The sequence below is a fragment of the Seonamhaeicola sp. ML3 genome (assembly GCF_023273855.1).
Lineage (GTDB): Bacteria > Bacteroidota > Bacteroidia > Flavobacteriales > Flavobacteriaceae > Seonamhaeicola.
The window spans coordinates 3409053-3432223 of the sequence record NZ_CP096884.1 but is presented as its reverse complement, the minus strand read 5'-3'; the positions used below and the strand labels follow the sequence as shown (position 1 = coordinate 3432223).

Here is a 23171-nt window from a genome sequence, read left to right as displayed (position 1 = left end):
GGGATATTATCTGAATTAAGTTTTTTAAGATAGTATGTATAAAACTTACTTACAAGAAAAGAAGCTTAATTAGATTATTACGTTTCCGTCCTTCATCACTAGCTTACGATCAGCCATATTGGCCAGCTCTTCATTATGGGTAACAATTACAAAAGTTTGTCCAAATTCATCACGGAGTTTAAAGAAAAGTTGATGAAGGTTTTCAGCAGATTCACTATCTAAATTTCCAGAGGGTTCATCAGCAAAAATTAAATCAGGTTCATTAATTAGTGCTCTAGCAACAGCAACGCGTTGTTGTTCTCCACCAGAGAGTTCACTTGGTTTATGATTATATCTGTTGGATAATCCTAAAAAGTCTAGAAGTTCTTTGGCTCTTTTCTCAGCGACTTCTCTTTTAGTTCCTTTAATAAATGCTGGTAAGCACACGTTTTCTACTGCTGAAAATTCAGGTAATAATTGATGAAACTGAAAAATAAAACCGATATGTTCGTTCCTAAATTTTGCAAGAGCTTTATCTGATAATGATTTTAAGTTCGTATTGTTAATACTCAATTCGTAATCTTGCTTTTGTGAAGCATTATCTAAAGTGCCTAAAATTTGTAACAGTGTTGTTTTACCTGCCCCAGAGGCACCAACAATAGCGACTATTTCTCCTTTTTTAATGGAGACATCAACACCTTTTAGTACATGGAGGTCGTTGTAGTATTTATGGATGTTTTTAGCTTGAATCATCTGTTGTATTCTATGCAATGAAAATACTACTTTATGGCATAAGGCACAAGAATTATATACCTGAGTTGATTATAGTACTTACTCAATATTAATTAGTTGAACCTGTTCCTAGTGTACATTGCTTTAAAGATTTCAATTAGAAGTAAATAAAAAACTTTGGTATATTTTTTGTAATATTAGTATTGTAATTAAGTTATTATGAAATTAGAGAATTTAAGTAGAAGAAAAAAGTTAGTCTTAAGTATATTATTGGACGTTATTGGAATGATAACATTTATAGACCTTTTCTGGGCGCCCATTTCAGCTTATATCATGACGAGAATGTACAATGGTAACAAAGGAAAAATAGCAGGTGCAGTTTCGTTTATTGAAGAAATCGTTCCTGGGTTAGATTTTATTCCCTCCTTCACCATTATGTGGTTTTTAACCTATGTGTTTAATAAGAAGGATAATCAAGAACCTATTACCATTAAAGTCAAATCCAATTAATTAGTATAAATAATAAAAAAAAATATACTAGGATATTGTAACGTCGAAAGAAATTTCAATATCGGTATCATCACCGGCGGCAGTTCCAAATCCGTCACTATCACTAACACTAGGAGACTCATGGTATAATTTAATTGTAATACTTCCTGTTCCAGTACTAGTTCCAGCAGTCCAAACTGTTTTTACACCAAGTTTGTTATTATCTGTTCTGGTATTATCGTCGCTAGCTCTGGTCATAGTAAAATCTAGAGTTGTTGCATAAGTAAAGAAATGCGCATCAATTCCAGCCTGGTCTGCTAATATATCTTCATCTAGAAAATCTTCATCTTCATTAAATAGGCCAATTTCAGCACTATATACAGCACTTGTATTGAATTCACCAGTAACAGTTTTTTCACTAGAGTCGATTATTTCATCTTGGTTAGTGTCATTCCAAGTTAATACAATTGTATCATTTGCATCGGCTTGATTAGTAAATGTTAATACAAGTTTTGTGATAGCTTCTTCTTCTTCAACTGGTTCAGGTGTATCGTCATCATTTGAACACGAAGCAAGCATGGCAATTGCCATAATTGTCATAGCATAAAATTTGATAGTTTTCATAGTTATGTGTTTAAAATTTATATTAATAATTGAATTGTATTTGTAGGTTGAAGTTTCTGCCTAGTTCGTCAGTAAAAAACCGTAATCGATTTAGATAATTTCTATAGCTTTCATTAAAGATGTTATCTATTCTTAATCGTATATTCAAACTTGTTTTTTTTGATACAGGAAATGTTATTTCACTTTGAAAATGCATTAAATGATATGCAGGTGGAGGTCCAAGGTCAACATTGATATCGTCTTCATTAGCGATTGGAACAGTGAAATTAAATTCATTTGGAAATTCGTTTTGTTCAAATACCCATTCTGATTGGATACTTGCTGTAAAATTTTTCCAATTTGAATTCGAATAGGTAAGACTATTCGATGTATTAAATGGGGGAACGTCTATTAATGGCAAATCTGATTTTAAATCATACCCTTTTATAAATGATGATTTATGATTGGTACTCCAATAAGAATTGAATTGATAACTCATGGTCATATCAGCTCCAAAAAATCTTGCATCCGTCTGTATATAATCCCAAACAGGGAACGGGCCTCTTATTAAAGGAATTATTCCTACGGGGCTAGGCACGATATAAATGAAATTGTTTATTCTATTAAAGAATGTCTCAATTTGAAAAGTGAATTTGGAGTTAGTGTAGCCATAGGTCCCCGAAACCCTATGAGAACGTTCGCTATCAATTCGAAGGTCTCCTATTTCGATTCTGGCAGCTGAATGATGAAGACCATCACTAAACAATTCAGATACATTTGGGGGTCTTCCAGAGAGTGTATAGTTTCCTAAAATGAACTGATTATCATCAAAATTATATTTTAGCCCAATAGCTCCAGATATATTATGGAAATCTAAAGAAGGATTTGTTAATACTTGATTTCTTAGAGTTTCAATTACAAGGTCAGGAAAAAGTAAGTTGTAACCTCTACTTTCCCAAGCAGATGTTCTATAAAATTTTAAAGCATCTATTTTACTGAAATCATATCTAAATCCAGCATCTGTAATTAGATTATCATTTATTTTCCAAATCGTTGTAGCGTAGAACCCAAAATCGTATTTGTCGTAATCTGGAATTAGGCGTCTTACTCCAGTATCAGGGTTTGCAAAATTGTTTTGATACCTAGCTAAAAAACCAAAGTTGTATTTACGGTCTAAATTATTATCCTTTTTAGCACTAATAGATATAGTATGTGTTTTTAACTCAAGATCTATAGCGGGTTTCGTACTTCTGTCCCCTCGTCGAATATCAAATTCTAACCTATGATTGTTTTGGTAATCATATTGAAAATCTATTTTACCAAAATTTCTAATACGTTTGTAATAGGACGCTTTAAGCAAATGATGTGTCACTTCTTGTTTTGGTGAGTTAATATTGTAACTGAAATCTTCTATAAATAGCGGTACAGGAGCATTTATTGAGCTAGCTAAACTCTTGATATTCCCAATATGGGCCGATCTTAGAATTCCAATTTCGTTGTCTAAATAGCTATAATATGCTTCAAAACCTGACTCTAACTTATTTTTCCCAAACCTTGCTGAGAATCCCTTAGATTGGAGGCCTGTGTTAGTGAGTATATAGTCGGGTGTTTTAAAATCACCGTTCCTTTTGTAGGAACCTTGTATTTGTGCAAACCATCCAGATTTATAATTTTTATTCAAAACAGAAGAGAAATTGTAACCTTTCCCATTGGTTTGAGCCCCTGAAATAGTTCGTCCGTATAACGTATCCTTTCTAAGAATTCTCCCGGGATTAACTAAAACTACACCTCCAATAGCGTCACCACCATATGCAAGTGCTCCTGAACCTTTGATAACGGAAATTTGATTGGCACTGTTTATATCGATATTAGGGGCATGTTCAACACCCCATTCTTGATCTTGTAGTCTAACACTATTATTTAGAATAAGCACTCTACTACTATGTAAACCATTTATTATTGGTTTAACAATGGAGCTGCCAGTATTTAAAGAAGTTACCCCTGGTATTTCTTTAAGTGCATCTCCTAAACTCAAATTCGAGTATTTATTCAGGGTACTCGATTTAATAACGGTTTCTTGAGCAGTGGATGTAACCTTTTTAGACCCTTTAGATTTTACAGCAACAGCATCGAGTTCTTCAATATGATGTTCCAGACTTACTGCTTTAAAAGTGTCTCCATTAATCTCTAATGTGAAAACTGTAGTTTCACAACCTAAATGCGACACTTCTATTTTGTAAATATCGTTACAAAGGTCTCTAAATGTAAATTTCCCTTGCTTATCTGATATGGTAATCTTATCTGTACCAATAAGTTTTATCGTGGCATTTTCTAAAGGCGCATTGTCATGAAAATCAGTAACGTTTCCAATGAGAATGCTTTTGCAATCTTGGCTGTAAATAAAACTAGTTATTAGTAGAAATAAGATTAGAAAGATATTTTTCATGTTATGAAATATCTTGATTGCTAATTTATTTCCTTGTTGTTCTTGAAGTATTAAACTAGAGTAGGAGGGGCCTTATTCCTATTTTTACTTATAAAGTTTTGGTTAAGGAATAGCTCAACATAGCCTAATGCTTTTGAATTAGTAATCTGTTGAGTACTGATAGAGTTTTTGTAGACAAACTCTAAAGAAGTGTTATAGTCTAAACTATTAATATTGAAGGCTAATATACAAATATCACAAGGAGTGTCTTCTTCGTTTTCATTATCATGCTCGTTTTGGTTATTGAAAGAATGATTTGTTTCAAACCCTTGATCATGAAAGAAAGCGTGAATACCTATAACATTACTTGTGGTCAATAATGTTAAAAGAATGACAGATGATATTTTTTTGAAATTTACCTTCATTAAATATTCATGCAAAGATATGCTATATTATTACAAATAGCCTCTAAAGTAATTATTTATTCATATTTATTCTTAATAAGTCTTAGCCTGTGCAACATTTTCTTTTCAAATGCCCAGAAAAATTTATGCTGGCCAAACAACCAACCAAAACCTACTAACAAAAACTGATAAACTATGAACAGCAAGAGAATGCGTAAAAACCAATACCCAAAAGTACCTAATCCTTCCGAAGTAATATTTAAATAATTAAGTATGGGTTTTCCAATGTATGAAGCAGTAGAACCTGTAATGGCAAAGACTATGAAAATCACAATAATTTGCCAATTAGAATTAATACCCCACCGTTCTTTTAACTTGTTCACAGCAATAATTTGCTGCAAAATTAATGAAATACATTGAAATTACTAAATTCTTACGTTAAAAGGACCTAATCTTTGCTTATATTTTAACTGAAAGTAAATAAAATAATTGTAGAGTTTATAATTTACTTCATAACCATAGTCAATATTCTGGTCGTAATTTATTTGAAGTTCATATAAGTTTGGGTTAAACCGGTTAGGTTGCAATACTCTTTGGTTCCATTCTATAACATAAATGTTATTTCTGTTTTCCATGAATTTTTGTGAATAAAAACCTTCCTGTCTAGCAGTAGAATTTAGCCAAATGGAGAAACCAGGGTCTATGATAATGATTTCATATTCAAGTTTTTCATTCGCTATCTTAACAGTATCACTAACTTTATTATTTGTTTCGATATCGCTGTTTTTGGTAGTAGCTATTTGCTTTTGGGAATTACAATTAAAGACAATAACACCAACAACAAGTAAGTAGATTAAATTTTTCATAATACAGTTTCAAATTAGAGTTTCAAAACTACGACAACAAGGTCTTTGTTAAAAGTGTCATTGAGCAAAGCATCTCTTTCGTTGAGTGAATAGTAAAATCACTAATCTAAATTTACTGAAAAAATTTCGTAACCTTCTGTTTTTTAGGTTCATTCTAATAAAAAAGTGCTGAAAAAGAATAAGATTCATCTTATCCTTTTTCAGCACTTGTATGAAGTTGTATTAGATTTACTTACCTCCAAAAAGCCCACCTAGTAAGCCTCCCAGACCACCTTTCTTTTTATTACCGCCAAGAACCATTCCAGCAACATCGTCAATAACACTACCATCACCATCGGCATCTAATATAGATTCTAAGAAACTTTGTTCTTGTTGAGGAGAATTGCCTCTAAGGAGTCCGCCTAAAAGACCTTCAATGCCACTTTGGTTAGTAACATTTTGTTGGCGGGACTGCTTTCCTAAAAGCCCCATTAGAATAGGTGCGGCAACTTTTAAAATTTGTGCTACAGAGCTAGCATCCATTCCAGATTTTGCTCCTAGGGCGTTTGTTACATTTTGTTGCTTGTTACCTAAAACGTGTCCAAGGATTTTACTACCGTCGTCAAGAACATTATTATCTACACCACCTCCAAAAAGACCACCTAAATTATCTAGGATGCTACCGTCGTGTTTTCCACTCAAAGCACCAAGTAAGCCCTCGGCTCCCTGAGGTGTAGAGGCATTACGTTTCATGGCCTGCATTAAAACAGGCAATGCCATGGTAAGTACATCTTGTGTTTTGTTTTGAGGCTGATTGGTTTGACCGGCTACACCGCTAATTATGGTTTTTCCTAGGTCACTGTTTAATAAATCTAAAATTCCAGACATGATATTTTAATATGTTTTTAATTAAAAATGGATTTTGAAGGTACAAAAAAAGTCCCAACTTTAAAGTTAGGACTCAAATATTGTGTTTAGGTCACATTAAAAAACTATTAACTCAGTATGTCTATGATTTGTGACGCTAATTCAGTTCCAATTCTATCTTGAGCTTCGTTTGTAGCTGCTCCCGTATGCGGTGTTAATGATAGTGACGGATTCATTAATAATTGAATCTCTGGCTTAGGTTCTTTTTCAAAAACATCAAGTGCTGCTCTTGCCACTTTACCACTTTCAATAGCCTTAACTAGCGCTACTTCGTTAACCACACCACCACGGGCGGCATTAGCTAAAATAACACCATCTTTCATTTGGTTGAACTCTGCTTCATCGATAACATACTCTTTTTGAGCGGGTACGTGCAATGTTAAGAAGTCTGCTTGTTTTAAAACATCTTCTTTGGAGATAGTTTCAATTTCAAAATTTACTTTTTGTCCATCAAAGAATTCTAGTTCTAAATCGGCTTTTTCTAAAAATGGGTCGAAAGCAACTACTTTCATACCGGCTCCTAGAGCTACTTTTGCTGTGGCTTGACCAATACGTCCAAAACCTAAAACCCCTAAAGTTTTCCCTTTAAGTTCTGTTCCTTTTGCATAGGCTTTCTTTAAACCTTTGAAGTTGCTGTCGCCTTCTAAAGGCATTTCTCTATTGGCATTATGTAAAAAACGCGCTAAGCCATACAAGTGGCCGAAAACCAACTCTGCCACAGAGTGCGATGAAGCTGCAGGTGTGTTAATCACATGTTTACCTTGCTCTCTAGCGTATTCTACATCGATGTTATCCATACCAACACCACCACGACCAATTACTTTTAAGCCAGGACAAGCGTCGATTAAATCTTTTCTAACCGTAGTTGCACTACGAACCAACAAAACACTAATATCATTTTCGTTGATGTAGTTTATTAACTGTTCTTGAGCCACGGTAGTCGTACTAACCGAGTAACCTGCTTTTTCTAATGCATCAATTCCACTTTGTGAAATCCCGTCATTTGCTAATACTTTCATTTCTTTGAGTTAAAAAGTTATAAGTTAAAAGTTCATCAGCTTGACACATTCAACTTAAATATTAAATTATGTTTTTTATAGTTTTGAGTAAGCAATTGCATAGTGAATATTGCAATTAACTACAGAAAACTTATTATGCTTTTCTTTCTAATTCGCTCATTACTTCTACAAGAGCTTGTACACTTTCTATTGGTAAGGCATTGTACATAGAGGCTCTGTATCCACCAACACTTCTGTGTCCGTTAACGGCACTAATACCAGCTTCTTTTAACATAGTGTCAAAAGTTTCTTTTAGGTTTTCGTTTTCTAAAGTAAACGTAGCATTCATAGTAGAACGGTCTGCTTTAGCAGCAAAGCCTTTAAATAGTGGATTTAAATCTATCTCAGAGTACATTAAGCGTGCTTTCTTTTCGTTTTCCTTTTCAATAGCAGCTATACCACCTTTTTCCTTTAGCCACTCCATAGTTAACATAGACGTGTAAACAGCAAAAACAGGAGGCGTATTAAACATACTACCTTTGTCTATGTGTACTTTATAATCCATCATAGATGGTATTTTACGCGATACTTTACCTAAAACATCTTCTTTTACAACAACTAATGTGGTACCTGCAGGTCCCATGTTTTTCTGGGCACCGGCATAAATAATATCAAACTTTGTGTAGTCTAAACTTCTAGAAAAAATGTCACTACTCATATCGCACGCTACAGGTATGGGTGAGTTAGGGAATTCTTTCATTTGAGTTCCATAAATCGTATTGTTGGAAGTACAATGGAAATAATCGTAATCCTCAGGAATTTCAAACCCTTTAGGAATGTAATTATAGTTAGCATCTTTAGACGAACCTACTTCGTAAATATCATCGTAGATTTTCGCTTCTTTAATCGCTTTGGCAGCCCAAGACCCCGAGTTTAAATAACCAGCTCTTTTTTCTAAAAGGTTTAAGGCAACCATTAAGAATTGTGTACTGGCTCCACCTTGCAAAAATAAGGCTTTGTAACCTTTACCTTCTAAACCTAAAAGCTCTAAAGCTAAAGCTCTTGCGTTCTCCATAATATCAACAAAGGCTTTGCTTCTGTGTGATATTTCAAGAACAGATAAGCCACTGTTGTCTAAATCAACAACCCCTTGAGAGGCTTTTAATAGAACTTCTGGAGGTAAAATACTTGGTCCGGCGCTAAAGTTATGTTTTTTCATTGTGTGTGGTAAAATTTAAAGATGCAAAGTTGGTGATTAATTCACGAAAATTTGCAAAAAAATCAATAATTTTTTCATTAAATTGATAATAAAAATTCAACAGAATCAACACTATCGGCATAATCCCAAAGTTGGGGTTTTTGGGTGGCTCCAAAAGCGACTTCGTTTTCATATATGCCCTTTGAAACGACACATTGTATTTGCTTGGAATCGGTGTTTAGTTTTTCCTTGAGAAGATTAATGTTTTCGTAATATTCGAAAAATACTGTTGCTATTGGTGACGCATAACTAGAATCTTCCTTAATCATTAAAAATCCATTTTCAAGCATATCGAATTCACTCATTAAATACACTGCTTTATTATAGTCGTAGTTATTGGCATATTTTGCACTATCGATGATGGGATGCCAATGGTATACAGCTTCAAAAAAATCATTAAAATCATAACCCTTCGGAACAAAAAGTTTGGAAACACTTCTACAGCCTAATCCGTAGTATTGAAAGATGTCATTAGACAATTTTACTAAATCGTTCTTAGTTTCTCTTCCCGTTAAAATGGCTACAGAATTCCTGTTATTTCTTATTATGGATGGTTTACCTTTAAAGTAGTATTCAAAGTAACGCGCAGTGTTATTGCTTCCTGTGGCTATAACGGCATCAAAACCTTCTAGCTTGTCTTCGGTAAAGGTTATTTTTCCTTTAAATGTTGGTTCTACATATTCTATATACTTTGCTAAAAAGGGAAGTATTTGTTTATCGTTTGAAGATTGTTTGACCAAAACACTGTGTCCTGAGATTAATACCGATAAGAAATCATGGAATCCAACCAAAGGAATATTTCCTGCCATGATAATGGCAACTAATTTGGAGTTTGTACTCTTTATGGTATAAGGTTTTAACCATTTTTTCAGATTGACTTCAGTTAAAGCCTCTGACCAATTTTTTAATGAAAATTGTATGTTCTCTTTTGTGAACCAGCCATTGTGTTCTTTGGCTAATTTGAGTTGATGTTTGAAACCATCAAAGAATAAATCATTAAATTCAATTTTATCGTCTTTAGTGATAACTTCATTAGAAAATTGGCTTAAAAAATCACCTAATTTTACAAAAGCATTAATTCTTGATTGTAATTGCATGCTTAATTTGGTTTTGATAGGTTTTGGCGTTATTTTTGCAACTGCAAATTTAAGCAAACTCAAGAGAAAAAACGGTATGGCGATTATAATAACAGACGAATGTATAAATTGTGGGGCATGTGAACCAGAATGCCCTAATACTGCAATTTATGAAGGCGCCGACGATTGGCGTTACAAAGACGGTACCAGTCTAGAAGGTACTGTAGTATTAACAAACGGAAATGAAGTTGATGCTGATGAAGCTCAAGAGCCTATAAGCGATGAACTTTACTATATTGTTCCGGATAAATGTACAGAATGTAAAGGTTTTCATGAAGAGCCTCAATGTGCGGCAGTTTGTCCTGTAGATTGTTGTGTGCCAGATGATGACCATGTAGAAACAGAGGAAGAGCTTTTGGCCAAACAGCGCTTTATGCATCCTGAGGATTAAAAGTACTCTCATACATAATCAAAAAGCCCGAGTAATTAATTACTCGGGCTTTTTTACTTTGTGTTTAACTAATTCAATTTATTAACACTTAAAAGAAGACTCTTGTATAATCTTTAAAAATTCAAGGAAGGCATATCCTCTAGAAGTTCATAATCTTTATTTTCATCATTTTTAGTAGCCTGTTCTTTCTTGCTAAATTTTATTTTAGGGTCTTCTTGTACTATAAATTTGTATTCACCAAAGAAATCGAGTGAAGGCATGTCTTTAAGTAAACTTTCACGAAAATCGTCAGTTTGTAACATCGCGGTCCCTTGGGTTGTCATAGCGATAGGTGACTCTAGTTGTGGTAGACGAAACTTATGTTCTCCAAAGAAATCTAGAGATGGCATGTCCTTGATAATTTCTTGGTGAAAATCATCATGTTGTGAAACAGCATTATCTTGTGCGTTTGCAGAAAACACACCAAGAGAAATAGTTAAAATTGCGAATGTTGCAGTTATCTTTTTCATAATTTTCATTTTTTTAATTTATCTATTATAAAATTACGAATTTCACATATTAATAATATATAAAGTATATTAAACTTTTTAATCGGAATCATAAGGATTCGTTATGTATCCAGATTTTAAAATGGCAGAACAATTTTTAAACTAATGATCTAATTAGTTACATTTGCACCTGCCCGCCGCAAGGCAGGCTCGCAAAATCAAATTTTAACTTTTAAGGATACAGAAGTTAAAGTTTTTCGAATAATGTTTAATTTAATTTTACCCGTAAATATGTTCCCTTTCTTTCGGAAAGGGTTAGGGATAGGCTTATGAAAGCAGGAATTGTAGGATTGCCAAATGTTGGGAAATCAACCTTATTTAATTGTTTGTCTAATGCAAAAGCACAAAGTGCAAACTTTCCGTTTTGTACTATTGAGCCGAATATAGGTGTGGTAAATGTGCCGGACCCTAGATTGGAAAAGCTAGAGAGTTTGGTAAATCCAGAAAAAGTTATCCCAGCGACTGTAGAAATAGTAGACATAGCGGGCTTGGTTAAAGGCGCCAGTAAAGGTGAAGGTCTGGGAAATCAGTTCTTGGCTAATATCAGAGAAACCGATGCTATTCTTCATGTACTACGTTGTTTTAATAATGATAATATTGTACATGTAGACGGCAGTGTTGATCCTATTAGAGACAAGGAAACCATAGATATGGAGCTTCAGTTAAAGGATTTAGAGACTGCTGAAAAGAAACTGGATAAGGTTAAAAGAGCTGCTAAAACAGGAAATAAAGAAGCACAGGCTGAAGAAGCTGTTTTAGTAAAGATTAAAAGCGGATTGGAATCTGGAACATCGGTTAGGGCTTTAGAGTTTAGTGAAGAAGATTACTTGGAGTACGTGAAACCATTGCAGTTCATAACAGATAAACCTGTAATGTATGTTTGTAATGTAGATGAAAGTGCTGCCGTTTCTGGTAATGATTATGTTGAGCAAGTTAAGGAAGCTGTTAAAGATGAGAATGCCGAGGTTTTAGTTTTAGCAGTAGGTACTGAAGCAGATATCAATGAATTAGATGATTACGAAGAGCGCCAAATGTTTTTGGAGGATGTTGGACTTGATGAACCAGGTTCTTCTAAACTGATTCGAGCGGCTTACAAGTTACTAAATCAACAAACTTATTTTACAGCAGGACAGAAAGAAGTTCGCGCATGGACGGTAGATGTAGGCGCAACAGCTCCTCAGGCCGCCGGAGTTATTCATACCGATTTTGAAAAAGGTTTTATTAGAGCAGAAGTTATTGCTTATAACGACTATGTGTCTTTGGGTAGTGAAGCTAAGGTTAAAGAAGCCGGTAAAATGCGTGTGGAAGGCAAAAACTATATTGTTGCAGACGGTGATGTTATGCACTTCCTGTTTAATGTATAATTATTTGGTAATATTTTCGAAAATGACCTTCTGTTAGTTTAGAAGTGCCCAGATTAAGCGTTATATATAATAAGGACTTTTATGAGTAATACGATAGGGTGCTTTCTGTCACTCTAGGGGCTGGAAGAGCGACGTCAGAGTCTTTTTTGATTTAGAGATTGACACAGTCGTACCTCCTTTGCAAGGACAATAAGTTCCAACCGAAATCACAACATTATCTACTGCTAACTGGGTATTTGAACATCGTAATTTACTCATTAAAGTGTTACAACAAAATACGGGTATGGTTTACATTCGCTAAATGCAAAAATCTACCCGTAAATTTATCGTTGGAATTGCTATCGGTATCCTAGGCATAGTACTGTTTTCCTCAAAAGCAGTAATGGTTAAATTGGCCTACAGGCATGATGTTGACCCCATTAGTGTTTTACTTCTTCGCATGGCTTTTTCTTTTCCATTCTATTTGGTAGTTGCCTTTTTGTCAAGAAATAAAGGCAATAGTGATAAAATTACTGGCAGAGATTACATTTGGGTAGTTATATTTGGTGTTATTGGCTATTATTTGTCGAGTTTCTTCGATTTTGTAGGGCTTACCTATATAAAGGCAAGTTTAGAACGTATCATCCTTTTTATATATCCAACAATAGTGCTTTTAATTAACAAGGTGTTTCTTAAACAGACCATAAACAAGGTACAAGTTGGTGCTATTTTACTAACATATATTGGTATTATAATTGCGTTTGGTGATGAGGTTTCCATTTCGGGGAGTGATATTTATTTGGGTGGTTTCTTTATCGTTTTAAGTGCAGTTACCTATGCTGCTTACTTATCTGGTAGCGGTTGGCTAATTCCCAAATTTGGAGTGGTGAAATTTACATCGTATGCGATGTTAGTGTCTTGTTTATGTGTTTTTTTACACTACCTCATTACAAACCAGGCAGATATATTTAATCTTCCCACAGAAGTTTATGTGTTAGGTTTTCTAATAGCCATTTTTGCCACCGTAATCCCGTCTTATTTGGTGTCGGCTTCCATTAAAATGATAAATTCTTCGAACTTTGCGGTAATTGCAGGATTTGGGCCAATATCCACAATAATTTTAGCAGCAATTTTTTTAAGTGAAAAGTTAACTCTTTTACAGTTGTTAGGTGCTTTGATTGTTATATCAGGAATATTGGTTGTTTCCATGAAAAGCAACAAGGGAACCAAGGCTTAGGTTCTCAACAAAACAGGGCTTTTATTGTTAATTACTTTGTCTGGTGAGGGTTTTATTTTTTAAGACGTTGTGTTATATTAGCAAGCAATCACGAAATCCCACTTTTTTATGGCAGTACAATCCAACTACACCGAAGATAATATACGTTCGTTAGACTGGAAAGAGCATATTCGTATGCGTCCCGGAATGTATATTGGTAAGTTGGGTGATGGCTCTTCTCCAGATGATGGTATTTACATTTTACTGAAAGAGGTATTAGATAATTCCATTGATGAGTTTGTCATGGGAGCTGGTAAAACCATAGACATCTCCATTCAAGGCAATAAAGTGATAGTAAGAGATTATGGCCGTGGTATTCCTTTGGGTAAAGTGGTCGATGTGGTGTCTAAAATGAATACCGGTGGAAAGTACGATACCAAAGCATTCAAAAAATCGGTGGGATTAAATGGCGTTGGTACTAAGGCGGTAAATGCACTTTCCAATTATTTTAGGGTAGAATCTACTAGAGATGGAAAATCAGCTTCTGCTGAGTTCGAAAAAGGCGAGTTGACAAATAAAGAAATGTTAGACGACACCTCTAGAAGAAAGGGTACAAAAGTATCCTTTGTACCCGATGAAACTATTTTCAAGAATTACAAATACCGAAGTGAATACATAGTTAAAATGCTAAAAAACTATGTATACCTTAATCCAGGGTTAACCATAGTTTTTAATGGAGAAAAGTACTTTAGTGAAAACGGATTGAAGGACTTATTGTCTGAAAGTACCAATGAGAATGATTTGCTTTATCCAATTGTTCACTTAAGAGGCGATGATATCGAGGTTGCCATAACGCATAGTAAAACCCAGTACAGCGAAGAGTATCATTCTTTTGTTAACGGACAAAATACGACTCAAGGAGGAACGCATTTAAATGCGTTTAGAGAGGCTGTGGTAAAGACTATAAGAGAGTATTACGGGAAAAACTATGATGCCTCTGATATTAGAAAGTCAATAATAGCAGCCATTGCTATTAAAGTTATGGAGCCTGTTTTTGAAAGTCAGACTAAGACCAAATTAGGTTCAACAGATATGGGAGGGGATTACCCAACGGTTAGGACCTATATTAACGATTTTGTAAAAACCAAACTGGATAATTACCTTCACAAAAACCCTGATACTGCTGAAAAAATCCAGAAAAAAATTCTTCAAGCTGAGCGCGAGCGCAAAGAGTTATCAGGAATTAGAAAATTGGCAAGAGATAGAGCAAAAAAAGCTAGTCTTCACAACAAGAAATTGCGCGATTGCCGTGTGCATTTTGGCGATACTAAAAACGAGCGAAATCTAGAAACGACTTTGTTTATTACAGAGGGTGATTCGGCATCTGGTAGTATCACCAAGTCACGCGATGTGAACACGCAAGCGGTGTTCAGTTTAAAAGGAAAGCCTTTAAATTGTTATGGTCTTACCAAGAAGATTGTTTATGAAAACGAAGAATTCAATTTGCTTCAAGCCGCATTGAATATTGAAGAATCACTCGAAGATTTGCGCTATAACAATGTGGTAATCGCTACCGATGCCGATGTAGATGGTATGCACATACGCTTATTGTTAATTACATTCTTTTTACAGTTCTTCCCAGAAGTAATTAAAGAAGGGCACTTATATATTTTACAAACACCCTTGTTTAGGGTACGGAATAAAAAAGAGACCATTTACTGTTACACAGAAGAAGAACGGGTAAATGCCATTGAAAAATTGAAGCCAAAACCAGAAATAACCAGATTTAAAGGTTTGGGTGAAATATCACCTAATGAATTCAAGCATTTTATAGGAGATGATATTCGTTTAGATCCTGTAATGTTAGATGATAATATGTCGATAGATGAGCTACTATCTTTCTACATGGGGAAAAATACCCCGACCAGACAAGAGTTTATTATCGAGAACTTGAAAGTAGAAATGGATTTAATTGAAGAAAAATAAATAGATTGAGAATCTTTATCCGACAGGAATTTGAAGTATGATTGAAGAAAACGACGACTTAACCAACGAACAACACGACGAGCCCCAAGAAACCATTACCCGTGTAACGGGCATGTATAAAGATTGGTTTTTAGACTACGCATCATACGTTATTTTAGAACGTGCTGTGCCAGCCATTGAGGATGGTTTTAAACCAGTTCAACGTCGTATCATGCATTCCATGAAAGACCTTGATGATGGGCGTTACAATAAGGTAGCGAATATCGTTGGGCATACTATGCAATATCATCCGCATGGTGATGCCAGTATAGCTGATGCCATGGTTCAAATGGGGCAAAAGGATTTGTTGATTGACACCCAAGGAAACTGGGGGAATATTTTAACAGGAGATCGAGCAGCAGCTTCGCGTTACATCGAAGCTCGTCTTTCTAAGTTTGGTTTAGATGTAGTTTTCAATCCCAAGATTACAGAATGGCAAGCAAGTTATGACGGTAGACGAAAAGAACCGGTAAATTTACCCGTTATGTTTCCTTTGTTATTGGCACAAGGAGGTGAAGGAATAGCTGTTGGATTATCAACAAAAATATTACCACATAATTTTATCGAACTCATCGATGCTTCAATTAAACATTTAAAAGGAAAGCGCTTTACACTCGTTCCCGATTTTCCAACTGCTGGTATTGCAGATTTTTCTAATTACAATGATGGTAATAGAGGTGGAAAAGTTCGTGTTAGAGCTAAAATATCCCAGTTAGATAAAAACACACTAGTTATTACCGAATTACCTTTTGGAACAACAACATCGTCTTTAATAGATTCCATCTTAAAGGCCAATGATAAGGGTAAAATCAAGATTAAAAAAATAGAAGACAATACAGCTGCCGAAGTGGAAATTTTGGTACATCTACCCTCGGGTTTGTCGCCTGATAAAACCATAGATGCACTGTATGCTTTTACAAGCTGTGAATCTTCCATTTCACCTTTAGGATGCGTTATTGAAGAAAACAAGCCGCTTTTTATTGGAGTTTCTGAAATGTTGCGCCGGTCTACCGACAACACGGTGCAGCTATTAAAACAAGAACTTGAAATAAAGCTTGGAGAGCTTGAAGAACAATGGCACTTTGCTTCTTTGGAACGTATCTTTATAGAGAAAAGGATTTATCGTGATATTGAGGAAGAAGAAACTTGGGAAGGTGTTATTCAAGCAATTGACAAAGGACTTCAACCACATATAAAGCATCTCAAGAGAGCTGTGACAGAAGACGATATAGTTCGTTTAACTGAAATTAGAATAAAGCGTATATCGAAATTTGATATAGATAAAGCGCAACAAAAAATAGAATCTCTCGAGGAACAAATTGCAGAGGTAAAGCATCATCTGGACAACCTTATAGATTATGCAATTGCTTACTTTACAAGGTTAAAGAATGATTACGGAGAAGGTAGAGAGCGAAAAACAGAAATAAGAACTTTTGATGATGTAGATGCTACCAAGGTAGTTATCAGGAATACTAAGCTCTATGTGAATAGGGAAGAAGGTTTTGTTGGGACTTCATTAAGGCGCGATGAGTATGTTTGCGATTGTAGTGATATAGACGATATCATTGTATTCACAAAATCGGGTAAAATGATGGTGACAAGAGTAGATTCTAAGACCTTTGTAGGCAAGGATATCATTCATGTAGCAGTTTTCAAAAAGAAAGATAAGCGTACCATCTATAATATGGTGTACAGAGATGGATCTAGGGGGCCTTCTTATATCAAACGTTTTGCTGTTACGGCCATGACTAGAGATAGGGAGTATGATTTAACCAATGGGAATAAAGGGTCTCAAATAACTTATTTTTCAGCGAATCCAAATGGAGAGGCCGAAATAGTTACAATTAATCTCAGACAAGTTGGAAGTATCAAAAAGCTAAAATGGGATATAGATTTTGCAGATATACTCATAAAAGCCCGTACTTCTAAAGGTAACCTCGTTACAAAATATTCTGTAAAGCGTATTGAGCTTAAGGAAAAAGGAGTTTCTACTTTAAAACCTAGAAAAGTATGGTTCGATGAGACTGTTCAGAGAATAAACGTTGATGGGAGAGGAGAGCTTATTGGGGAATTTAGAGGAGAAGACAAATTATTAATCATCAATCAGAAAGGTGAAGTGAGAACGGCAACTCCAGAGGTGACCATGCATTTTGACAATGATATGATAGTTCTTGAAAAGTGGATTCCAAAAAAGCCGATATCTGCTATATATTATCATGGAGGAAAAGATATCTATTACGTAAAACGTTTCCTTATTGAAAATGAAAACAGAGTAGAATCTTTTATTTCTGAAGATCCAAATTCTCAACTAGAAATCGTGTCTACAGATTGGAAACCTATTGCCGAAGTTGTATTTGCAAAAGAACGTGGAAAGGACCGAAAAGAAAACTTGGAAGTTAATCTTGAAGAGTTTATTGCTATAAAAGGTATTAGTGCCCTAGGAAATCAACTTACTAAGGATAAAGTTAATCAAATTAATTTATTAGAACCTTTGCCCTATGAAGCGCCAGAAGAGGTGCATGCCGATGATTTAGAGGTTGTGGATGAGACGGAGGTTTCTGGAGACAATTCAGATTCAAAGAAAGATTCTGAAACAGATGATTCTCAAACAACATTGTTTTAAATTAAAAATCCCGATTATTAATCGGGATTTTTAATATTAAGGTTTAGTGTTAAGACTTCTTTAATTGCTTTTTAATTTTTGAAATCGCGTTCTCTATAGATTTTTCAGGTTCAATAATATTATATTCTCCCCAAAACTCTGGATCTGAAAACCCTGAAGTTTGATCTACCAAAATTGTGGATGGGCGTAGCATCTGGTTTTTTAGTTTTGCAAGTTTAGTATTTTGAATTTCCCAGTCTGTTACAGCCATTTCACTGTTTAGTGTGTATATACTATTGAATAATTTACCTTTCCAATTCACCTTAAAACTTAGTAGAATATTGCTGTAGGCATAATGCCATTTACCATTTTGTATTCTGTAGTTAACACGATAGTCTGCCTTTGTAGGATGTACATCTACACGTCTTGGTTTTTTCCTTACAAACATTTGACTGGAAAGATCTTTGTTTTCAACGTTGAGACTGTAAACGGCATTAGTTAGGGCCAAAGTCTCAGCATCTATGTATAGTTTTCCGTAGTATAGAGGTGTGCTTACGTTTTTTTGCTGCTTGAAATTCACAACATAAACCAACTTCTTGTTAATGTTCGTAGATTCTCCGAATGTAAATTTATAATCATCTATTTCTTCTTCGGTAAATATGTATTCAGGATATTTAACCAAGTCGGTATAAATGTTACTGAACGGGCCTCCTTGTAGTTTCAGGGCAATGGTATCCAATTTAGAATAATCGGTATTTTTCCTAGCTTTAACAAGTTCGATATTATCTTTTCTATAATTTGTGTACGGCTGTTTGTGAATTTTCACTACAGCTTCAGAGAGCGATGCATTTTTACGTCTTTTCTTAATGGTTTCACGATAGAAAGCGGTCATTAACGTATTGTCATTATTGTACAAACTTCCTTTTTTGCGAAGGGTCTCCAAAACCAGATCTCTTGCACTAGATGGCATGGTTACAAGGTTAACGGCATCTAGTGTGGTGATAGCTGGCTTTAAAAAGATTTTTACTTTTCCTTTTAGGGTATTGATATCAACCTCTTTTTTTTCATAGCCTAGATGAGAAACAACTAAGGATCCTTCTAAATATTCAGAGGGCACCTTAATCAGGAATTCGCCATCCATGTTAGTAACTGTACTAATGTTTGTTCCTTTTATCACCAAATCGGCAAAAACTAAGTGGTCTTTAGTATTCTCGTCTATTACAGTTCCTTTAATTTCAAGGAATCTAGATATATTTTGTGCTATTAAAGCATTGCTGCCACAAATAACAAAAAAACATACCGCTAGAGTAATGTGGTATAAGTAGTGCTTATTTTTCATGACTTTTTTAGGTTTAAATGATTCATTGCAAATAAGATACGAAAAACCTTAGCGTTTTTTTAGCCTAACAGATATTTTAACAATTCTAAAAACGATATTTAACAAACCTTTAGCAAGTTCTAGGATAAACTAATATTCTTCGACCTTATCTGTTAATGTATGCATAAAGGCTATTAAGGCATTTATCTCACTATCTTCTAACTCCAATGGACTTGCAGGTAGAGTTTGGAAGGGTACATCAAGTCCTGAACCTTGTCCGCCACCTAAATTGTAAAATTTAATGACCTCTTCTAGAGTTCCAAAAGCGCCATTGTGCATGTATGGAGCTGTTAATTCTACATTTCTAACTGTAGCTGTTTTAAAAAAGCCACGCTTTTCTTCTACCTTATAAGGATAGAACATCCCGGGATCTTCATCAAGCTCGGGTTTATTGAAATTTGCTGTTTTTATCATTCCAAGATTTTCAAATTCGGTTTCATCAAATTTTGGAGGCACCGTACCATAAAATGAGGGTGGGAAATGACAAGTTGCACAGGCTGCTTTCCCCATAAAAAGATTGAATCCCAATATTTCTTCTTCAGTCAAGGAGTTTTCTTTTCCTTGCATATTTCTATCAAATTTAGAATTAAAAGGTGTCAAGCTTCTAATATAAGTTGCAATGGCATTTCTAACGTTTCTGTCGTTTACGATGCCATTGTACAAAGAATCGAAAGCAGTTTTATAAACAGGTTTGTTTTTAACCTTTTCGGCAAGTGTATTGAGGTCTATATGAAATTCATTCTTGTTGTTCGTTACTCCCACGATTTGTCCTTCTAAACCATCGCCTCTACCATCATAAAAGAAAGATTTTTGGTATACGGCATAGGGTAGTGTAGGACTATTTCTTTGTAGAGGCTTGCCATTTAAGCCTATAGCTAGTTTATTACCATCTGTAAACGCTTTTTCTTTTATGTGACATGTCGCACAACTCACCGTTCCTGGACCCGATAAACTTTTGTCGTTAAACAAAGTTCTACCAAGGTTTATTCTTTCTGGTGTTATATCTGGTGAATGGGGAGGGGCAAACATTTTCTTATTGAAGAAGGATTCTGAGAAGATATTAGTACTCGTTGGATTAAGTGGTCGAGATTTGCTTAAAGAAATTCCCCAATCTAAAGACGTTTTGTTAACTAATTCTAATTGAATATTAGTATGTTGTTTTATAAATGAGTATCGATCAAAAGTGTTAAACGCTCCTGCTTTTAGAGTTAAAATACAGTCATTAATTTCGTTTACCCAACTCTTGTATATATTATTGTCGTTGAAAGCGTTTTCATAAATAGAAAGGATTTCTTTTATCGATTCGTAATTATAAAGGGCTTCTTGTAATGAGTTAGCCAATATGGGCGAATCGAAACCAGTAATGCCTTTTGTAGCAATGTTTACTATGGCATCTCTAATCATTTTTAGGTGGTGCCGGTCTTGTTGACGGTAAATGCCGTGGTTATTACGTATGTAGGGTATTCTAACCTGAAGGTACTTGTAAACTCTTTGTAGCTCTTTGTTGTTTATACTGTCATCTCCAAATAAATACTCTTCCAGAACCTGATAACTTTTGGGTTTTAGCTTTTTAATATCTGTATAATCATCAATTTCAACTTTTAAAAGATTAGGCGCGTTCATGGACTTGTAATTTTCGTAATCGTAAGCAATTAAGAGCGGTTCAAGTCTCTTGTACCATTTTCGGCTAAGCAAAAAAAAGTTTTGGTTTGCACGTAAGCTATTTGTGGTATCGATTTTTTTTATGAAGTGGGCGGCACTATCTAAGGTCTTAAAATAGAAGGCTTTTATGTCTTCGTTGAACATAGAAGGTGCATCCTTTGAAATACTTTTTGGAAGCCATTTTTGCTGATTATTACAAGAGAGCATTATGGCAAAAAAGACTAACAGGAGGAATAATTGTATTGGTTTCAATTTTTTGAATTTTTAAGATCGTTATAAACACAAAAAGGTTCCTCGTAAAGGAGGAACCTGTTAGAAAGAAATATTTTATATTATCTCGGAAGTCCGGTTATTTTGAAAAGCACAGAACCTTCGTATTGACTACCAGTACCATTAGGAGAATAGTCGATAGCTGTTGGGTCACTAAATAAGTGGCCGTCTGCTCTTTTGCAAGTTTCTGGATTATTCTCTGGTCTCCAACCGTGAACTTGAGCACCGCCTATAAAGGTAGATTCAGTAGCTCCAATAATGTCAGTTACATCAATTAAACCTGTTATTTCCCACATGCTAGAAGTGTTACCAATATTTAGTCCAGCCGCAGTAATTTGGTCGCACTCCATAACTTCGTTTAAAGTACCATTGTTTGTGTCGTACTGCCATAGCTTGGCATAACCAGTTATGTCTGCATTTTGTGCGGCATATCCGTTAGGGTCTTCTTGTATGTAAACATGGTTTTCAGTAACTAAAATATTATCAGGAGAGTGCATGCCATCACCAATACCACCTTCTTTGTCACCGTCTACCACTACAGTTAATTTGGCGTCAGCTGTTGGGTTGTCAGGGTCTAATTCTAGTTTGTAGATTCTACCAAAAGTAGTTCCTCTATTTGCTAAATCAGGATTATCTGAACGATACCTTCCTGTAGCCGCAAAGTAAACGGTACGGTTATTAGAAGCTGAACCTTTTTGCCAATCGATATCCTCTATTCTTTGGAAACCAATAGCAAGAGAGTCTATCGCTTCTTGGTTAAGCTCGCTAATAGAACGTTCGGTTACCTTTACCCATTCTACATCGTATTCAGTACCTTCGGCCATACCCATTTCAAAAAGTTGACCACCCGCTCCTGGAGAAGTTTCAACAGGGTTTTTTCCTCTTAAGACATAAAGGTCACCGCTGTATAAATCACCTAGACCACCCACATACATAGCAAAGTGAGATTCTGGATAAGAATTATTACTATCGTCATCACCCATAAATACAACAGTTTTTCCTGGGAAAGCATTTTTACCTATGGCAACGGCATTTTCTGTAGACCATTCCCCTAAAGCAGGTAATCTTTCTGCTTCAACTCTATCGTAAGTAGAACGGAATGGGTTTATTTTGTAAACACCTTTGGCATTTCCGCCCCATTCACCACCAGAAAGGTAAAGTGGGCCAAAACCATGCTCTTCCATTGTTATTGAAGATCCTGAACATTGTGCAGTAAATGCTGTTGCAGTAGCACTCACAATGTAATCACCCTCTAGAGGTTTTAAATCTGAGTTTAATCTAATTCTCGCAATAGAGTAGTCTCTTTCTAAATTGTTTATAAAGGCATAAGTACCATCTCCATATGGGTAAAGGGCAGCGCCATCCATATAAGAACCATAAACGAAAGTAGAATCTGTTGGCAGGATATCTGCAGAAGACATAATGATGTCTAAACTAGCAGAAGACGCAAAAGCACCTTTAAACGCAAATAAAGAGTTTGGAGTTACAGAATTGGTAAGCGGTTGCATTTCAGAAATGGTTAAGTCTTCTCCATCTTCTCCGTCCTGACCATCAACGCCATCTTGACCGTCCTGGCCATCAACACCGTTTATTCCATCTTTTCCGTCTTTTCCGTCTTCAATGTCACAGCTAGTTAAAGAAACTGCGGCGAGTAACATTAATACATAAAAAGGATTGAGTAATTTTTTCATTTTTTCTTTTGTAAATTTTAATTATTGTTATTCCCCAAAACTATCTCTAGAAGGTCTAAAGTTTGTTAATAGAGTACTGTAGTTGTATTAACTTTTTGTTTCAATTATGTTAGGTAGATTATGCAAGGTTTAATATTTAAAATTGTTCTAAATAAAAAGAATGGTGATAATGATGAGATTAGCTTTTTAAAATCAGGCTTTTGCGTATTGAAAACTCAATGTTATTTTATCTTAACATTGAGAATTAGT

Annotated in this window: 20 protein-coding genes; 6 read left to right on the top strand and 14 right to left on the bottom strand. The window is 35.0% G+C overall.

Annotation, left to right across the window (positions count from 1 at the left end):
• Positions 1–69: 69 nt before the first annotated feature.
• A complete protein-coding gene (locus tag M0214_RS15100) occupies positions 70–732 on the bottom strand; it encodes an ABC transporter ATP-binding protein (protein WP_248723392.1) in 663 nt (220 codons plus the stop codon).
• A gap of 198 nt (positions 733–930) precedes the next feature.
• Here M0214_RS15100 and M0214_RS15095 point away from each other — a divergent pair, with 198 nt between their 5' ends.
• Positions 931–1221, top strand: coding sequence for a hypothetical protein (locus tag M0214_RS15095; RefSeq protein ID WP_248723391.1), 291 nt, complete (start codon positions 931–933; stop codon positions 1219–1221).
• Positions 1222–1248: 27 nt separating this feature from the next.
• On the opposite strand, the gene M0214_RS15090 is transcribed toward M0214_RS15095, so the two are convergent.
• The 9 genes from M0214_RS15090 to M0214_RS15050 form a co-directional block, all read right to left on the bottom strand.
• Positions 1249–1824 carry a hypothetical protein gene (locus M0214_RS15090; protein WP_248723390.1) on the bottom strand — a complete coding sequence of 192 codons (576 nt, stop codon included), beginning with the start codon at positions 1822–1824 and terminating at the stop codon, positions 1249–1251.
• Positions 1825–1846: 22 nt separating this feature from the next.
• Complete coding sequence (locus M0214_RS15085) at positions 1847–4249, bottom strand: TonB-dependent receptor domain-containing protein (RefSeq protein ID WP_248723389.1); 2403 nt, start codon at positions 4247–4249, stop codon at positions 1847–1849.
• A 50-nt stretch (positions 4250–4299) separates the two neighbouring features.
• On the bottom strand, positions 4300–4653 hold the full coding sequence (locus tag M0214_RS15080; protein ID WP_248723388.1) for a hypothetical protein: 354 nt from the start codon (positions 4651–4653) through the stop codon (positions 4300–4302).
• Positions 4654–4709: 56 nt separating this feature from the next.
• Positions 4710–5015, bottom strand: a complete 306-nt coding sequence (locus M0214_RS15075) for a DUF6787 family protein (RefSeq protein WP_248723387.1) — start codon at positions 5013–5015, stop codon at positions 4710–4712.
• Positions 5016–5057: 42 nt separating this feature from the next.
• Positions 5058–5498 (bottom strand): DUF6146 family protein, encoded by a 441-nt coding sequence (locus tag M0214_RS15070; RefSeq protein WP_248723386.1) that lies wholly within the window; start codon positions 5496–5498, stop codon positions 5058–5060.
• A 228-nt stretch (positions 5499–5726) separates the two neighbouring features.
• Positions 5727–6365, bottom strand: a complete 639-nt coding sequence (locus tag M0214_RS15065; protein WP_248723385.1) for a DUF937 domain-containing protein — start codon at positions 6363–6365, stop codon at positions 5727–5729.
• A 107-nt stretch (positions 6366–6472) separates the two neighbouring features.
• Complete coding sequence (locus M0214_RS15060; protein ID WP_248723384.1) at positions 6473–7423, bottom strand: D-2-hydroxyacid dehydrogenase; 951 nt, start codon at positions 7421–7423, stop codon at positions 6473–6475.
• A gap of 133 nt (positions 7424–7556) precedes the next feature.
• On the bottom strand, positions 7557–8621 hold the full coding sequence (serC, locus tag M0214_RS15055) for a 3-phosphoserine/phosphohydroxythreonine transaminase (protein WP_248723383.1): 1065 nt from the start codon (positions 8619–8621) through the stop codon (positions 7557–7559).
• 77 nt (positions 8622–8698) lie between these two features.
• Complete coding sequence (locus M0214_RS15050) at positions 8699–9757, bottom strand: acyl-CoA reductase (RefSeq protein WP_248723382.1); 1059 nt, start codon at positions 9755–9757, stop codon at positions 8699–8701.
• Between the two features lie 76 nt (positions 9758–9833).
• Between M0214_RS15050 and M0214_RS15045 the strand changes: the two genes are divergently transcribed.
• Entirely contained in the window at positions 9834–10187 is a 354-nt protein-coding gene (locus M0214_RS15045) for a 4Fe-4S dicluster domain-containing protein (protein WP_248724978.1), read from the top strand.
• A 113-nt stretch (positions 10188–10300) separates the two neighbouring features.
• Here M0214_RS15045 and M0214_RS15040 read toward each other — a convergent pair whose 3' ends face one another.
• Positions 10301–10696 carry a hypothetical protein gene (locus M0214_RS15040; protein WP_248723381.1) on the bottom strand — a complete coding sequence of 132 codons (396 nt, stop codon included), beginning with the start codon at positions 10694–10696 and terminating at the stop codon, positions 10301–10303.
• A 308-nt stretch (positions 10697–11004) separates the two neighbouring features.
• Here M0214_RS15040 and ychF point away from each other — a divergent pair, with 308 nt between their 5' ends.
• The 4 genes from ychF to M0214_RS15020 all read left to right on the top strand — a co-directional run bounded on the left by ychF (position 11005) and on the right by M0214_RS15020 (position 17942).
• The gene (gene ychF / locus M0214_RS15035) at positions 11005–12099 is read left to right on the top strand and encodes a redox-regulated ATPase YchF (RefSeq protein ID WP_248723380.1); all 1095 of its coding nucleotides are present in this window, start codon (positions 11005–11007) and stop codon (positions 12097–12099) included.
• Between the two features lie 301 nt (positions 12100–12400).
• On the top strand, positions 12401–13315 hold the full coding sequence (locus M0214_RS15030) for a DMT family transporter (protein ID WP_248723379.1): 915 nt from the start codon (positions 12401–12403) through the stop codon (positions 13313–13315).
• A gap of 108 nt (positions 13316–13423) precedes the next feature.
• On the top strand, positions 13424–15280 hold the full coding sequence (locus M0214_RS15025) for a DNA topoisomerase IV subunit B (protein ID WP_248723378.1): 1857 nt from the start codon (positions 13424–13426) through the stop codon (positions 15278–15280).
• Between the two features lie 37 nt (positions 15281–15317).
• Positions 15318–17942, top strand: a complete 2625-nt coding sequence (locus M0214_RS15020; protein WP_248723377.1) for a DNA gyrase/topoisomerase IV subunit A — start codon at positions 15318–15320, stop codon at positions 17940–17942.
• Positions 17943–17991: 49 nt separating this feature from the next.
• Here M0214_RS15020 and M0214_RS15015 read toward each other — a convergent pair whose 3' ends face one another.
• From M0214_RS15015 to M0214_RS15005, 3 genes are all read right to left on the bottom strand, one after another.
• The gene (locus M0214_RS15015; protein WP_248723376.1) at positions 17992–19260 is read right to left on the bottom strand and encodes a carboxypeptidase-like regulatory domain-containing protein; all 1269 of its coding nucleotides are present in this window, start codon (positions 19258–19260) and stop codon (positions 17992–17994) included.
• A gap of 129 nt (positions 19261–19389) precedes the next feature.
• The gene (locus tag M0214_RS15010) at positions 19390–21213 is read right to left on the bottom strand and encodes a cytochrome-c peroxidase (RefSeq protein WP_248723375.1); all 1824 of its coding nucleotides are present in this window, start codon (positions 21211–21213) and stop codon (positions 19390–19392) included.
• 80 nt (positions 21214–21293) lie between these two features.
• The gene (locus tag M0214_RS15005; RefSeq protein WP_248723374.1) at positions 21294–22922 is read right to left on the bottom strand and encodes a PhoX family protein; all 1629 of its coding nucleotides are present in this window, start codon (positions 22920–22922) and stop codon (positions 21294–21296) included.
• Positions 22923–23171 lie beyond the last annotated feature (249 nt).